Here is a 13,295-nt window from a genome sequence, read left to right as displayed (position 1 = left end):
TCACGCGCCAGGGCCGACATGGGCCCGCGGTGCCGCCGAGAGGTGCTCGCCGATCTTCTTCACCAGCATGTTCATCTGGTACGCCACCACACCGACGTCCGCGCCCTGGTTGGTCAGGACGACCAGGTGGGCGCCGGGCCCGGCCGACGTCAGGATCAGATAGCTGTTGGCCATCTCGATCAGCGCCTGCCGCACCGGCCCGCCTCTGAAGTCCATGCTGACGCCCTTGCTGAGGCTCATCAGACCGGACGCGGTCGCCGCCAGCCGCTCGGCGTCGTCGCGCAGGAACCCGATGGACTTGCTCACCACCAGGCCGTCCTCGGAGAGCACGACGGCATGGTTGACGTCGGCGACCCGCTCCACGAGTCCGCTGAGCAACTGGTCGAGCTGGGTGTCCGTGGCTGGGGTGGGGCGTGTCATGGCGGTGTCCTTCATGAGCGGTCGGCGGGCGGGGTGGAGGACGGGGGAGCGGCGGCCCGGGAGGCGGCGGTCTCGGCGGAGGACGGTTCGTCGGAGGCGACGTCGTCGGCCGCCCGCCGGGCGGCCGGTACCCGCTGGTCCACGGCCTCGAGGGCGTCCGGCGCACGGTCGTCGTCGCGGGCCTCCAGCGTGCCGCGCTGGAAGCCGGCGAGGGCGGCCGCCCCCTCGTGGTCCGCGAGGTCGAGCGGGTCCGGCGTCTCGTCGTCGTCGACCGCGTCGTCGGCGTCGCGGGCCCGGAGTGTGCCGCGCTGGAAGCCGGCGAGGGACGAGGCTGCCTGTTCGGCGGTGAAGTCCTCGTCGTGACCGTTCTGTTCGGCCGGCGCCGACTCCTCGCGCAGTTCGGCCGCCAGGCTGGTCTGCGGCACCCGGCGCGGCAGCGGTGAGAGGCCGTCCCGGCGGGCGCTCGGCTCCGGGTCCGGGGCGGTCGCGGTACGGGCCGGTACGACGGGGCGGGCCTCCCGTACGGGCTCCTCCGGCTCGGTGGCGCCGTGGTGCTCCGCCGGGTCCGGGTCCACGGCGGGCACGTCCTGCACGACGACGTCGTGCGGGATCAGCACGATCGCCGTCGTGCCGCCGTACGGCGACGAGCGCAGCGTGACGGCGATGCCGTGCCGGCGGGCGAGCAGGCCGATCACGAACATGCCGAGCCGGAGGTCGTCGGCGAGCGCCACCACGTCGAACTGCGGCGGCTCGGCCAACTGGGCGTTGAACGCCGCGTACTCCTCCTCGGACATGCCGAGGCCGCGGTCCTCGACCTCCACGGCCAGCCCCTTGGCCACCATCGCGGCCCGCACGCCGACCGGCGCCGGCGCGGGGGAGTACAGCGTGGCGTTCTCGATGAGTTCGGCCAGCAGATGGATGACGTCGGCCACCGCGGGCGGCGCGAGATGCACCTCCTCCTCGGTGTGCACCTCCACCCGCCGGTACTCGGCGACCTCGCCGGTCGCGCTGCGCAGGATGTCGATCAGCGCGACCGGGTCGCTCCAGCTGCGCCCCGGCCGCTCACCGCTGATGATGACGAGGTTCTCCTCGTAGCGGCGCAACTGGCTGGCGGTGGAGTCCAGTTCGTACAGGCCCTTGAGGACCTCGGGGTCCTGGTGCGCGCGCTCCAGCGCGTCCAGCTTGGTGAGCTGGAGGTTGACCAGGTTCTGGCTCTGCCGGGCGATGCCCAGGATGATCTTCTGGAAGCCGCGCCGGGTGTCGGCGAGTTCGACGGCGGTGTGCACGGCGGTGCGCTGCGCGGTGTTGAACGCCTGCGCCACCTGCCCGAGTTCGTCGCGGCCGTAGTCCAGCGGCGGCGTCGCCAGCTCCACGTCGACCTTCTCGCCCCGCTCCAGCCGGGCCACCACGTCGGGCAGCCGCTCCTGGGCGAGCCCCAGGGTGGCCTCCCGCAGACCGCGCAGCCGCAGGGACAGCGAGCGGGTGATCCGCCACGACATCCCCACGCACAGCAGCAGCGCGATCAACCCGCCCGCGCTCAGCGACGCGGCCTTGATCAGCAGTCCGCGCGCCTCGTCACCGCTGCGCTGGAGCAGCCCGGTCGTCTGCTGCCGGATCAGCACCGAGTACTGGTCGGAGACCTCGACCAGCGCGGCCCGCCACTCCTTCTGGGCGTCCGGAACGGCCACGGTCCCGTCCTCACCCGCCGTCGCCCGCGCCGCGAGCACCCGGTTCTCGATCCGCTCCAGGGTCCGCCACTGCGGACCGCCCAGGATCCGCTCCGTCTCGGCCTTCGCGTCCCCGGTGAGCAGGGGCAGGATCTGGTCCGTGACGAGCCAGCGCCGGGTGTTCACCAGCTTCGTGAACTCGGTCCACGTCTTCTCGTCCATCCGTCGCGTCGGCGAGGCCAGCGTCAGCAGCGCGTCCTCCTGGGACACCAGTTCCGCCGCGTGCTCCAGTGAGACGAGCGGACCGGCCTGCGAGGTGAGGTCGCCGTCGTCGACCTGGGAGAGCTCGTGGAAGGCATGGATCTGGTCGTCGATGATCGAGGTGTACTGCCCGAGAGCCTGCACCGCGGGGATGTCGGAGGGGTTGTCCACCTGGCCCCGGTAGTACTCCAGGCTGCTCACGGACGCGACGACCGAGTACAGCTGGTCCTTGATGCGGGCCGGCGCACGCTGGATCTCGTCCGACTGCGCGAGGAGTTTGGCGACCGCCTTGTCGGTCTTGCCGCGCTGCGCGTCCAGCGCCGTGCGGGCCGAGTCCTGCCGGGTCGCGAGCCAGACGGCCGAGAAGCTGCGCTCCCTCTGGAGCGCGAGCGTGGCCTCGGTGCCCATGGCCCCCGTCGATTTGCTCAGCCCGGTCTGCCGGCGCAGCCCCATGCCCTCCGAGAACATCTGGATCGTCGTCACGCTCCAGATGGCGGCGAGCGTGACGCTGGGCACCAGCGCCAGCAGGATCAGGGAGAGACGGATGGAGCCGAGGCGGCGCCGGGGACCTGTCCGTGGAGACATTGTCGTCCTAGGGCGATCAGCGGAGGGCGGGCGGAGTCAGCGCGAAGGAACAGAGGGAACAGGGGGACGGCAGGACGAACGCCAGGGGTGACTGCGTGTCCGGCACGTCACAGGGGGTGCGCAGGATGTTATCCGTACAAGTGAGCGTACGCGTCATGCGTGACCCAATCTTTGGCGACACCGGTGGGGGAACTGTCGGCTCAGCGGGTTCCGTTCGCGGCGAACTCCGCGACCGAGGCGACGTTCGCCTTCGTGACGAAGGCGGGCCCGGTGAGCACCGGCGCCTCGCTGCCACCGAGGGTGTTGCCGTTGGTGCGGTAGAGCCAGATCGAGTCCACCGCGAGATAGCCCTGCAGATAGGGCTGTTGATCGACCGCGAACTGCACATCGCCGTCCTGAACCGCTTTGACCAGGTCCTTGTTGAGGTCGAAGGTCGCGACGTGGGCCTTGGAGCGGGACTGGTCGACCGACTTCACCGCGGCCAGCGCGAACTGCGCGCCGTTCGTGACCACTTCGTCGATGTCCGGGTTCTGCGTCAGCCGGGCAGCGACGGTCGCGGTGACCGCGTCCATGTCGGTGCCGTCCACGTAAAGGTTCTCGGTCTCGCCGGCGAACGCCTTCTTCACGCCCGCACAGCGGGCCTCCAGGGCGACGTTGCCGCGCTCGTGGATCACGCACAGCGTGTGCTTTGCCTTGAGGTCGTCGAGCTTGTCGCCGACGGCCCGGCCCGCGACGCTCTCGTCCTGGCCGAAGTACTCGAGGAGCCCGGCGGACTTCCAGTCGTCTATACCTGAGTTGAGGCCGATCACCGGTATGCCGGCCGCCCGGGCATCGGCGACCGGACCCGCCATCGCCGTCGGCTTGGCGAGGGTGACCGCGATCCCGTCGACCTTCTGCCGGATCGCGTCCCGCATCAGCTCGGCCTGGCCGGCCGGGTCGTCGTCGCCCGCGTAGGTCAGCTCGACGTTGTCCTTGGCGGCCGCCACCTGCGCACCCTTCTGCACCAGCTCCCAGAAGGCGTCGCCCTCGCCGCCGTGCGTGATCAGGGTGATCTTCAGCCGTGGGCCGCCCGCCGTCGCCGCCCCGGACGCGTCGTCGGTCCCGCCGACGGCGGAGCATCCGGCCAGCAGCAGACAGGCGGCGGCCGGGAGGGCTGCGACGCGAAGGCGGGCGGGGGAGAGAGGTCGAGTGTTCATGAGGGTGGGGCACCTCGCTGTGCGGCCGAGCCGGAGGAACGAACGGGAGAACGGCCGGCTCCGAACGGGAGGTTCGCCGACCGGGTGAACTCTCGCTGTGGCGGAGCCAATCGCGTGTGACCATCGGTAGTCAAGTGTGCAACCACACCGTGTAAGTCGTTGCTGCCACATCGTGATGAACGCTGGCGGGAGGGCGAACCGGAACCTTGACCGCCCCTGTCGCTTGCGTCCGCAAACCCGTCAACACGGCTTGCGTGCCACCGCTGCGTACATCGCGACGTCCTCGTCCCGGATCGCCTCGGTGTCCGTGCCGTCCGGCCGCCACTTGTGGACCTGGACGATGCCCGGCTCGACAAGGTACAGACCGGTGAAGAATTCCGCCGCCTCGCGATCGGTGCGCAGCCGCATCGGCATGCCCCGTGCCGCGTACTCCCGGGCCACCCGGCCGACCTCGTCCGGCGCGAAGTCGGCGGTGCCGATGGACATCGCGAGGTAACTGCCGGCCGGCAGCGGTTCGAGGAGCCGTCGCACGATGCCGGCCGCGTCGTGCTCGTCCGGCATGAAGTGCACGGTCGCGATCACGGCGAGCGCGACCGGCCGGCCGAGATCGAGGGTCTCGCGGAACGCAGGGGCGTCGAGCATGCTCGCCGGGTCGCGCATGTCGGCCTCGATGTACGCGGTCGCGCCCTCGGCCGTACCGGACAACAGGCCCTTGGACGGCGTCAGCACGAGCGGATCGTTGTCGACGTACACCACCCGTGCCCCGGGCGCGGCCGACTGAGCGATCTCGTGGAGGTTGGGCGAGGTGGGTATACCGGTGCCGACGTCCAGGAACTGCCGTATCCCCGCCGATGATGTGGTCGTGGATCCGGTTGGAATGGGGGTGTCCGGGGTCGATGTCGTCGGCGGGCATGAGTGGCTCCTGGGGGCTGCGGCATCATCAATTGCGCATGCATGCCGAGAAGTTGGCGTTCACCCTGCCAACCTAGTAGGGGCGCGGGGCCGCATCAATTTGCGGCTCCGCCGCGTGTGTGCGACCAGCCCCCACGAGCCCGCAGCCGCCCAACACGGCCCAGCCCTACCGCGCTGCCGCCGCGGCTTCCTTCCTCCGCTGCCGCCGGCTGCGCCGGGGCTCCTGGTCCGGCAGCCATCCGAACGCGAGACAGCTGCCCACCGCACCCAGCAGCAGCCCGACGAAGAACCCGCCCAGGTTCGACGTGAGCCAGGTGCCCAGGGTGACCAGGATCCCGGTGATCGAGTAGAAGAGCCGCTGCGTCGGGTTGAACAGGGTCAGCAGTCCCAGCAGCACCATCAGCGCCGGCAGCAGGTACCCCGCCAGGCCCTGCATGCCGACATGCAGTATGACCTTCAGCGAGGCTTTCATCGTGAGCAGGATCCACGCCCCGCCCAGGGCGAGCAGCAGCCCGCCCCAGAACGGCCGGTCGGCCCGCCAGCGACGGAAGGCCGACCGGAATCCATCCACCCCGCTCATCAGCAACCCGTGCTGCTGAAGCGGAGCTTCAGACCGGGGAGCTTGAACACCCCGGCCGTGGTCGCGTAGTTGGTCTGGCGCAGATTGGCGATGCGCACGGTGTCCGCCTGCTGGCTGAAGACACCGATCGGCCCCTTCACCCCGGCCTTCGTCAGCGTGCTGGCGTCGTTGCCGATCTCGATGTTGTTGAACGCCGCGTCACCCGACAGCTCGGTCGAGTCGGTGGTCAGATCGCTCGCACTCACCTTCTCATCACCGCCGCCCGCGGTGATGAGAAGGTTCGTGCCGCCGAGATCGACGCTCTGGCACAGCTTCGTGAGCGTCGCGTTCTTGATGGCGGACGTGACGACCAGGACCTGGCCGCCGGTGTCCCCCTCGTTGGGGCTGCCCGGCGCCATCTGGTCGAGGCCGCCGAACTGCTCGAAGCCGGTGCCGTTGAGCTCGGTCGCGGTGACCGTGAAGGGCATGCCGGAGATGGCGAACTGCACGCCCAGCGCGCCCTCGGCGGTGAGGACCGCGAGCGCGCCGGCGACCAGGGTGGCCGGCACGGCCATCACGGCGGCACGGCGCGCCCGGACCCGCCCGCGTCTCGCGGGGCCGTCGGGGTTTTCGGACAAGGCCATTACTGCTCCCAGGTGCAGAGAAAGGTGCGGGTAGGGCATCAGCGGCACGTCGTCCTGGCGCGGACAGTGCCCACGGCGTACGCCCTCACAACTCCCGGCGGGTGCAAGGGCTTTCTCGTACTCCGCAGTAGCCGAACCGGGAAGTTACCGGTGGTTACACCTGGGGGTCAAGGCAGTTGTGTAAAAAGGGTGTTGGTTGTGCGTCAGCTGTGAGTCATGGGCCGGCGCAGGCCTTCAAAAGTTGCGAGAACAACAGCAACTCCCTTTCCATGTCTTGACGTTGACTGACCATCAGGTCTACAACTCTCCCTGGTTCCCCTTGGATCCGTGGCGCCGGATCCGCTGCCGCGTGGCCTCTGCCCGCGTTCCCGGACCTGATGTCCTTCACATTTCCTTTTCGTGAGTTCAGTCCGTGCGTCGTCACGGTCGCTTCCCCCCTCGGCCCGTGTCGGCCATCCCCCACCGTTGCCGGTCCGTGACGTACGGAGAAGGCGTCACGGACCGGCAACGACACACCCGCACCCCCGCAACGAAAGACGAGGTACACCCCCATGCGCACGCGCACTCTCCTCACCCTCGCCGGCACCGTCGCCGCCCTCACCCTCCCCCTCGCCGGCCCCGCGTCCGCGGCCGACGGCACCGTCCTGACCACCGGCTCCGTCGGCGGTACGGCGGTCGCGGCCGGCGAGGTCCTCACGGCCCCGCTGGCGAGCGGCACCGCCGCGACGTTCTACTCCAGCGCGACCGGCACCAGCGGCATCTCCTGCACGTCGTCGCAGTTCACGGCCACCGTGACGGACAACCCGAGCGCGCCAGGCACCGCGACGGAGTCGGTCTCCGCGCACACCTTCGACGCCGCCGGCTGCACCACGAACGTGGTCGGCGTCCTCGGGGTCACCAGCATCACGGTCAACAACCTGCCGTACAGCGCCGCCGTGGGCTCCGACGGCACCGTCACCGTCACCCCGGCCGCGGGCTCCGCCATCCAGACCACGGTCGTTCTGCGCACCCTGCTGGGCAGCATCAACTGCGTCTACCAGGCGCCCAGTCTGGCCGGCACGGCGAGCAACGCCGACAACAGCATCAACTTCGCCGGCGCGCAGTTCACCAAGGTCTCCGGCTCGTCCCTCTGCTTCGCCAACGGCTACTTCACCGCCAAGTACGCACCGGTGACAAGTAGCGGCGAGGCGGTCTACGTCAACTGACGCTTCCGCCAAGTACCGTAGTCAGCACCGGAGTTCACCTCCGGCGCAACCGCAGCGCCAGGGCGGCGCCCCCGGTGAGCACCAGCACCGCGGCGGCGCCGCCCGCCAGCAGCGGCGTCGACGGCCCCGTGTCGGCCGCACCGGTGGACGCCACCGGAGTGCTGTCGCCCTGGGTGCGCGGGGTCTCGGCACCGGTGGCCGTCGCAGCCGTGGGAGTGGGGCTTGCGGTACGCCGCTCGCTCGCGCGCGGCTTCGCAGTCGCCGAAGGAGCGGCCGCCGTACGGCCGCTGTCGCCGGCCGCGCCCGCCGTGGCCGAGGCCTTGCCCCCGCCACTGCCGCCGACCGGGAACACGACGTCCGAGCACGAGTAGTACGTGTCCGGCGTGCTGCTGTTCTGCCAGATCGTGAACAGCACATGCCGCCCGGAGCGGTCGGACGGCAGCTTCGCCGTGAGCCGGTACGCGCCGTCCGTCAGCGCCGGGTCCCGCACCTGCGCGAACGGCTTGTCCGGCAGGTCGGACCAGGTCAGCGGCTTCGTCGGGTCGTAGCCCGGTTCGGTGAGGTAGAGCCTGAAGGTGCCGGTGTGCGGGATCGTGGAGACGTACCGCATGGTCAGCGTGGCGCCCGGGGTGAGCCGGGTCGACGGCCAGTCGGCGCGGGCCAGATCGAGGCCCTTGTAGGCGGGCAGACCCCCGCTGCACAGCTTCCCGTCGGGGACGACCTGCCGGTCGCGGCCGTTGACACCGGCGATCCGCAGATTGTCCCAGGCCGTGAAGGGCCCGCCGTTCGACGCGACCGCGGCCCGGCACGCCGCCGAGCCCGACGCGCTGCCGCCGTCCGGCGAGCAGGCGTACACCCGGCTGACCGGATCCGTCGGTGCGCCGTGCGCGTGTGCCGGGCCCGCGGCCCACACCGTGAGCAGCAACGGCGTGACGGCGGCGGCCGCCAGGGCGAAGCGGTGCGATCTCATCCAGGGCATCCGGGACATCCGGAACGTCTCCTCGGCCGGCATGGGCAGGTCCTCGTGGAGTACGGGAATCCGGCCCGGCGCGTTCACTGCGCGATAAACCGGGCGGAGACCGTCCATAGCGGTCAATCAGCCGACGTAGAGGGTGGGTTTCCGGCCGGATCGAGGGTTTCCCCCGTATCCCGGTGACCTTTTCTTTGCCTATCGTTCGACCACTGCCGACCCACAGGTAACCCCGAACGGGTCGCAGCTCGCGCAAGGCCGGCCGTCACACCCCCGCACTTTCGCACTTTCGAAATACCCCCCGCCGCTTCGAGGACGAAGCGAAAACGTCCGCCGCTCCGCGCTGCCCGGAGTACGGCCGGCCACGAAAGGCACTCCCCTTGCGTACCTCCACCTCCCTCAGACGGAAGCTGATATCCGTCGCCGCGGTCTCCGCCGCGCTCTTCACGGCCGCCACCACCTCGGTCGCCGTGGCCCAGGATTCCCCCACCCCGGAGGCCGCCGTCCCCGCGGCCCGGACCGAGGCCGCTCCCGGCACCCCGGCCGAGCGTCTCATCGTCGGCTACAAGTCCGGCGCCGCCGAGGCCAAGTCGAACAAGGCCGCCGAGGCCGACGCCGCGGCCAAGGGCGAGAAGGCCGGCGAGGATCTCGACTTCCAGCGCCGCCTCGGCTCCGGCGCCGCCCTCGTCGACCTGGGCGAGCACCTCAGCAGGACGGACGTCGCGGACGTCGTCGCCGAGTACCGGGCCGACCCGCAGGTCGCCTATGTCGTGCCGGACCGGCTGAACAAGCCGCTGGCCACCCCCAACGACACCGAGTACGCCAAGCAGTGGGACCTGTTCGAGACCACCGCGGGCATGAACGTCCCGGGCGCCTGGGACGTCGCCACCGGCAGCGGGGTCACCGTCGCCGTGATCGACACCGGCTACGTCACCCACTCCGACCTCGGCGCCAACATCGTCGCGGGCTACGACTTCATCTCCGACGCCGCCGTCGGCAACGACGGCAACGGCCGTGACAGCAACCCGGCCGACCCGGGCGACTGGACCGCCGCCAACGAGTGCCAGTCGGGCGACCCGGCGTACGGCTCCTCCTGGCACGGCACCCACGTCGCCGGCACCATCGCCGCCGTCACCGACAACGGCAAGGGCGTCGCCGGTATCGCACACGGCGCGAAGGTCTCCCCGCTGCGTGTGCTCGGCAAGTGCGGCGGCTACGACTCCGACATCATCGACGCCATCACCTGGGCGTCCGGCGGCACCGTCTCCGGTGTCCCGGCCAACGCCAATGTCGCCAAGGTCATCAACATGAGCCTGGGCGGCGGCGGAGCCTGCTCCACCGCGACCCAGAGCGCCATCAACGCCGCCGTGAACCGCGGCACCACGGTCGTCGTCGCGGCGGGCAACAGCAACGCCAACGCCTCCGGCTACTCGCCGGCCAGCTGCGCCAACGTCATCAGCGTGGCCGCCGCCGACCGCCAGGGGAACCGCTCCTACTACTCCAACTACGGCTCGGTCGTCGACATCGCCGCGCCCGGCGGAGAGACCAACTCCGTCACGGCCAACGGCATCCTGTCCACGCTGAACTCCGGCGCGCAGGGCCCGTCCGCCGAGAGCTACGACTACTACCAGGGCACCAGCATGGCCGCCCCGCACGTCGCGGGCCTGGCCGCGCTGATGAAGTCCGCCAACCCGGCGCTGACCCCGGCCCAGATCGAGTCCGCGATCAAGACCAACTCGCGTGCTCTTCCCGGGACTTGCTCGGGCGGCTGCGGTGCGGGCCTGGCGGACGCGGCCAAGACGGTGCAGGCGGTGAGCGGCTCCGGCGGCTCCACGGGGGGCACCACCTTCACCAGCACCGCCGCGGTCTCCATCCCGGACAACGGCTCCGCGGTCGAGTCCCCGATCACCGTCAGCGGCCGCAGCGGCAACGCCCCCTCGGCCCTCCAGGTCGGCGTGGACATCACCCACACCTACCGCGGTGACCTGGTCGTCGACCTGGTGGCCCCGGACGGTTCGACGTACCGTCTGAAGTCCGCCAGCTCCTCGGACTCCGCGGACAACGTCATCACCACCTACACGGTCAACGCGTCCGGTGAGACGGCCAACGGCACCTGGAAGCTGCGCGTCCAGGACACCGCGGCCCAGGACACCGGCCGGATCAACAGCTGGAAGCTGACCTTCTGAGCGGCAGCTGAACGCGGGCCCCGAGGGGCGCGCGCACCATGAACGGGCGGGCCGGCCGATGCGGATGGGGCATCGGCCGGCCCGCCACATGTCGTGAGGCCCCGACGGACGCGCCGGAAACCGTCACTCCGGTCGGTCCCGCCCACACTCAGTGACGGGACAGGTCCAGCTCCGCCTCCTCGGCGTCGCTCTCCCCGATGCCGGCCAGCACCCGCACCCCGCGGTCGGGGCTCCGGTCGATGGCGGTCAGCAGCCCCGGCACCGCGATGCTCGGCAGGATGTGACCCCACAGCACCGAGATCCGCTCCGCCAGATCCGCCCGGTCGGTCAGTGCCCGGGACATCAACTGGATGCCCGCGAAGGCCCCGACCAGCAGTTCCACCGTCTGTCTCGGCTCCACGGTGGGCAGCAACTCGCCCTGCGCACGCGCCTGTTCGAGCACCACGACGAGATGGTCCGCCCACTGCCTGAACGGGCCCGAGTGGTCGACCCCCGGCGGCGCGCACTGGTCCACCGCCAGCCGCACACTGCCCTTGAGCAGGGAGTTGTTGAGCAGCCGCTGCCCGAACACAAAGGTGATGTCGACGAGTTCCTGGAGCTTGCACGGCTGCGGAGGCACCGCGCCGCGTGGGATCTGCTCGTCCAGCACGGCCTGGGCGAGGGATTCCTTCGAGGAAAAGTGGAAATACAGGGCGCCCTTGGTCACTTCGGCCCGTTCCAGAACCATCGAGATGGTCGTCGCGGTGTAACCGTGCTCGTCGAAGACCGCCCCCGCAGCCTCCAGGATCACCTTCCGCGTCTTGATGGCGCGCTCCTGCCTCGCCATATCTGCCCCTCCGTGATGTCCGGCTGCACCCGGTTCGGTCGGTGCGCCCGGCGTGCGCCGGAGCGGTTCGGGCCCGGCCGGGCGACCCCAGGCCGCATTGAAAACAAACCGGTCGGCTCGTACTCTAACGCTCGCGGCACGGGCACCTCGCCGTCTGCCATGGCACATACGGGGGGACCCAAGGAGGGCATCATGTCTGATTCGCGCCGGTTCGCCGCGACCCTGCTCGCCGCAACCCCCGAGGCGCCGGACGGCCTGACCGCCACCGTACCCCGCCAGTTGGTGCACCGCGCCTCGCTGGCTGAAACGTTTCTCACCGGCCTGACCGCCGGGGAACCGGACCGTTTCACGGTCTTCGCCGAGTGGCCGAGGGCCCATCAGTTACACGTGTCGCCGGACCGTTCGGCCTATGAACCCCTGCTCGTCGCGGAGACCGCCCGCCAGGCCGGCACCCTCCTCGCGCACACCGCCTACGACGTCCCGCTGGGCCATCAGTTCGTGCTCAAAGAGGCGCGGATCAGCGCGTTCACCGAGCGGTTGGCCGTCGGCAGGACACCCGCCGAGCCGGTTCTGCACGTCAGCGTCACCGACGTCGACCACCGTGGCGCGCGCCCGGCCGGGTTTCGCTACGAGGCCGAAATACGGCTGGACGGCGAGCCGGTGGCGGCCGCCGAGATGGCCGCGACCTGGACCAGTGCGGCCGCATACCGCCGGCTGCGCGGCGGCCGTACCGCCGCCACCGTCTCCCCGCTGCCGGCGCCCCCCGGTCTGCCGCCCGCCGCCGTGGACCGTGCCCTGCCCGAGGATGTCGTCCTCGCGCCGTCCGGCCACCCCGACCGCTGGCGGCTGCGAGTCGATACCGGGCATGCTGTTTTCTTCGATCATCCCCTCGACCATGTCCCCGGCATGCTGCTGCTGGAAGCCACCCGCCAGGCGGTGCGGGCCCGGACCGCCGACGGCCCCCGCACACCGGTCTCCTTCCACGCCCTCTTCCACCGCTACACCGAACTCGACCTGCCCGCATGGATAGAGGCATTCGACAAGACAGGGGCCCACGGCGCCGATATCCAAGTACTCGGACACCAGGGGGATTCAACTGTCTTCGAGTGCGAGGTGGGCACCGTGGACGGGTGAGTTATCTTGTACAGGGAGTAAGAAACAAACGGCATGACCCGTTCTTTTCCCGTTTCCAGGAGAGCCAGCTGATGGCGAGGCAGTTACGCGCCGAACAGACCCGCACCACGATCCTCACAGCCGCCGCCGAGCTGTTCGACCGTCATGGCTATGAGTCGACCAGCCTGAGCGACATCGTCGAGCACGCCCAAGTCACCAAGGGGGCGCTGTACTTCCACTTCGCGGCCAAGGAGGACCTGGCGCAGGCGATCATGGAAATCCAGTCCAGGGCGTCCCGGCAGGTGGCGAGCGAGATGGACGCCCGGGGCCACACCTCGCTGGAGGCGCTGATGCGCACGACGTTCGCCATCACGCGTCTCGCCGTCGAGGGCCCGATCACCCGGGCCGGCCTGCGTCTGGCCACCGGGGGAGTGGTGATACGGCCGCCCCTGCGGCACCCGTTCGCCGAGCTGCTGGACATCACGACCCGCAGACTCGTCGGCGCCGCCAAGGAGTCCGACATCCACCCGGACGTCGACCCGGAGGCCGCGGCCCACGCCCTGGTCTGCTTCTTCGTCGGCACCCGCGTCGTCGGCCGCTCCCTGGAACCCGTGGCACGCCAGCCCCGCAGGGTGGCCGAGATGTGGCACATCATGATCCGCGGCCTGGTCCCGGTGCCCCGCCGGGCCCGCTATCTCGCCCTCGCGACACAACTGGAGCGGGAGATCAAAGCCGTATGACACGGGCGATA

11 protein-coding genes and 1 pseudogene are annotated in these 13,295 nt (G+C 70.5%); 4 read left to right on the top strand and 8 right to left on the bottom strand.

Features of this window, described 5'->3' with window-relative positions; genetic code table 11:
* The 6 genes and pseudogenes from ACFPQ9_RS06405 to ACFPQ9_RS06380 all read right to left on the bottom strand — a co-directional run bounded on the left by ACFPQ9_RS06405 (position 1) and on the right by ACFPQ9_RS06380 (position 6,244).
* The gene (locus ACFPQ9_RS06405; protein WP_380847858.1) at positions 1–420 is read right to left on the bottom strand and encodes a roadblock/LC7 domain-containing protein; all 420 of its coding nucleotides are present in this window, start codon (positions 418–420) and stop codon (positions 1–3) included.
* A gap of 11 nt (positions 421–431) precedes the next feature.
* A complete protein-coding gene (locus tag ACFPQ9_RS06400; RefSeq protein WP_380847855.1) occupies positions 432–2,933 on the bottom strand; it encodes a sensor histidine kinase in 2,502 nt (833 codons plus the stop codon).
* Between the two features lie 200 nt (positions 2,934–3,133).
* Complete coding sequence (locus ACFPQ9_RS06395; RefSeq protein WP_380847852.1) at positions 3,134–4,129, bottom strand: substrate-binding domain-containing protein; 996 nt, start codon at positions 4,127–4,129, stop codon at positions 3,134–3,136.
* 240 nt (positions 4,130–4,369) lie between these two features.
* A pseudogene (locus tag ACFPQ9_RS06390) lies at positions 4,370–4,978 on the bottom strand (SAM-dependent methyltransferase); the annotation flags it as partial.
* 229 nt (positions 4,979–5,207) lie between these two features.
* Positions 5,208–5,621, bottom strand: a complete 414-nt coding sequence (locus ACFPQ9_RS06385; protein WP_380847849.1) for a DUF6114 domain-containing protein — start codon at positions 5,619–5,621, stop codon at positions 5,208–5,210.
* Complete coding sequence (locus tag ACFPQ9_RS06380; protein WP_380847846.1) at positions 5,621–6,244, bottom strand: DUF6230 family protein; 624 nt, start codon at positions 6,242–6,244, stop codon at positions 5,621–5,623. The genes ACFPQ9_RS06385 and ACFPQ9_RS06380 overlap by 1 nt, the downstream gene beginning before the upstream one ends.
* A 551-nt stretch (positions 6,245–6,795) precedes the next feature.
* On the opposite strand from ACFPQ9_RS06380, the gene ACFPQ9_RS06375 reads away from it, so the two are divergent.
* On the top strand, positions 6,796–7,449 hold the full coding sequence (locus ACFPQ9_RS06375; RefSeq protein WP_380847843.1) for a Tat pathway signal sequence domain protein: 654 nt from the start codon (positions 6,796–6,798) through the stop codon (positions 7,447–7,449).
* 34 nt (positions 7,450–7,483) lie between these two features.
* Here ACFPQ9_RS06375 and ACFPQ9_RS06370 read toward each other — a convergent pair whose 3' ends face one another.
* Complete coding sequence (locus ACFPQ9_RS06370; protein ID WP_465269556.1) at positions 7,484–8,428, bottom strand: lytic polysaccharide monooxygenase; 945 nt, start codon at positions 8,426–8,428, stop codon at positions 7,484–7,486.
* 371 nt (positions 8,429–8,799) lie between these two features.
* Between ACFPQ9_RS06370 and ACFPQ9_RS06365 the strand changes: the two genes are divergently transcribed.
* Positions 8,800–10,605, top strand: a complete 1,806-nt coding sequence (locus ACFPQ9_RS06365) for a S8 family peptidase (RefSeq protein ID WP_380847837.1) — start codon at positions 8,800–8,802, stop codon at positions 10,603–10,605.
* A 148-nt stretch (positions 10,606–10,753) separates the two neighbouring features.
* On the opposite strand, the gene ACFPQ9_RS06360 is transcribed toward ACFPQ9_RS06365, so the two are convergent.
* Positions 10,754–11,431 carry a ScbR family autoregulator-binding transcription factor gene (locus tag ACFPQ9_RS06360; RefSeq protein ID WP_380847834.1) on the bottom strand — a complete coding sequence of 226 codons (678 nt, stop codon included), beginning with the start codon at positions 11,429–11,431 and terminating at the stop codon, positions 10,754–10,756.
* A 192-nt stretch (positions 11,432–11,623) separates the two neighbouring features.
* Between ACFPQ9_RS06360 and ACFPQ9_RS06355 the strand changes: the two genes are divergently transcribed.
* The gene (locus ACFPQ9_RS06355; RefSeq protein WP_380847831.1) at positions 11,624–12,565 is read left to right on the top strand and encodes a ScbA/BarX family gamma-butyrolactone biosynthesis protein; all 942 of its coding nucleotides are present in this window, start codon (positions 11,624–11,626) and stop codon (positions 12,563–12,565) included.
* A gap of 71 nt (positions 12,566–12,636) precedes the next feature.
* Positions 12,637–13,284 carry a ScbR family autoregulator-binding transcription factor gene (locus ACFPQ9_RS06350; protein ID WP_380847828.1) on the top strand — a complete coding sequence of 216 codons (648 nt, stop codon included), beginning with the start codon at positions 12,637–12,639 and terminating at the stop codon, positions 13,282–13,284.
* The last annotated feature ends 11 nt before the right edge of the window (positions 13,285–13,295 follow it).

Origin of the sequence: Streptomyces coerulescens, assembly GCF_042657965.1 — a bacterium.
GTDB lineage: Bacteria > Actinomycetota > Actinomycetes > Streptomycetales > Streptomycetaceae > Streptomyces > Streptomyces coerulescens.
Note: the sequence above shows the minus strand (reverse complement) of the source record. Positions and strands in the feature narration are given on the sequence as shown.

Excerpts from the sequence above, each read along its gene's own strand:
- ACFPQ9_RS06405 (WP_380847858.1), bottom strand. The coding sequence starts at position 420 with ATGACACGCCCCACCCCAGCCACGGACACCCAGCTCGACCAGTTGCTC.
- ACFPQ9_RS06400 (WP_380847855.1), bottom strand. The coding sequence starts at position 2,933 with ATGTCTCCACGGACAGGTCCCCGGCGCCGCCTCGGCTCCATCCGTCTC.
- ACFPQ9_RS06395 (WP_380847852.1), bottom strand. The coding sequence starts at position 4,129 with ATGAACACTCGACCTCTCTCCCCCGCCCGCCTTCGCGTCGCAGCCCTC.
- ACFPQ9_RS06385 (WP_380847849.1), bottom strand. The coding sequence starts at position 5,621 with ATGAGCGGGGTGGATGGATTCCGGTCGGCCTTCCGTCGCTGGCGGGCC.
- ACFPQ9_RS06380 (WP_380847846.1), bottom strand. The coding sequence starts at position 6,244 with ATGGCCTTGTCCGAAAACCCCGACGGCCCCGCGAGACGCGGGCGGGTC.
- ACFPQ9_RS06375 (WP_380847843.1), top strand. The coding sequence starts at position 6,796 with ATGCGCACGCGCACTCTCCTCACCCTCGCCGGCACCGTCGCCGCCCTC.
- ACFPQ9_RS06370 (WP_465269556.1), bottom strand. The coding sequence starts at position 8,428 with ATGCCCTGGATGAGATCGCACCGCTTCGCCCTGGCGGCCGCCGCCGTC.
- ACFPQ9_RS06360 (WP_380847834.1), bottom strand. The coding sequence starts at position 11,431 with ATGGCGAGGCAGGAGCGCGCCATCAAGACGCGGAAGGTGATCCTGGAG.
- ACFPQ9_RS06355 (WP_380847831.1), top strand. The coding sequence starts at position 11,624 with ATGTCTGATTCGCGCCGGTTCGCCGCGACCCTGCTCGCCGCAACCCCC.
- ACFPQ9_RS06350 (WP_380847828.1), top strand. The coding sequence starts at position 12,637 with ATGGCGAGGCAGTTACGCGCCGAACAGACCCGCACCACGATCCTCACA.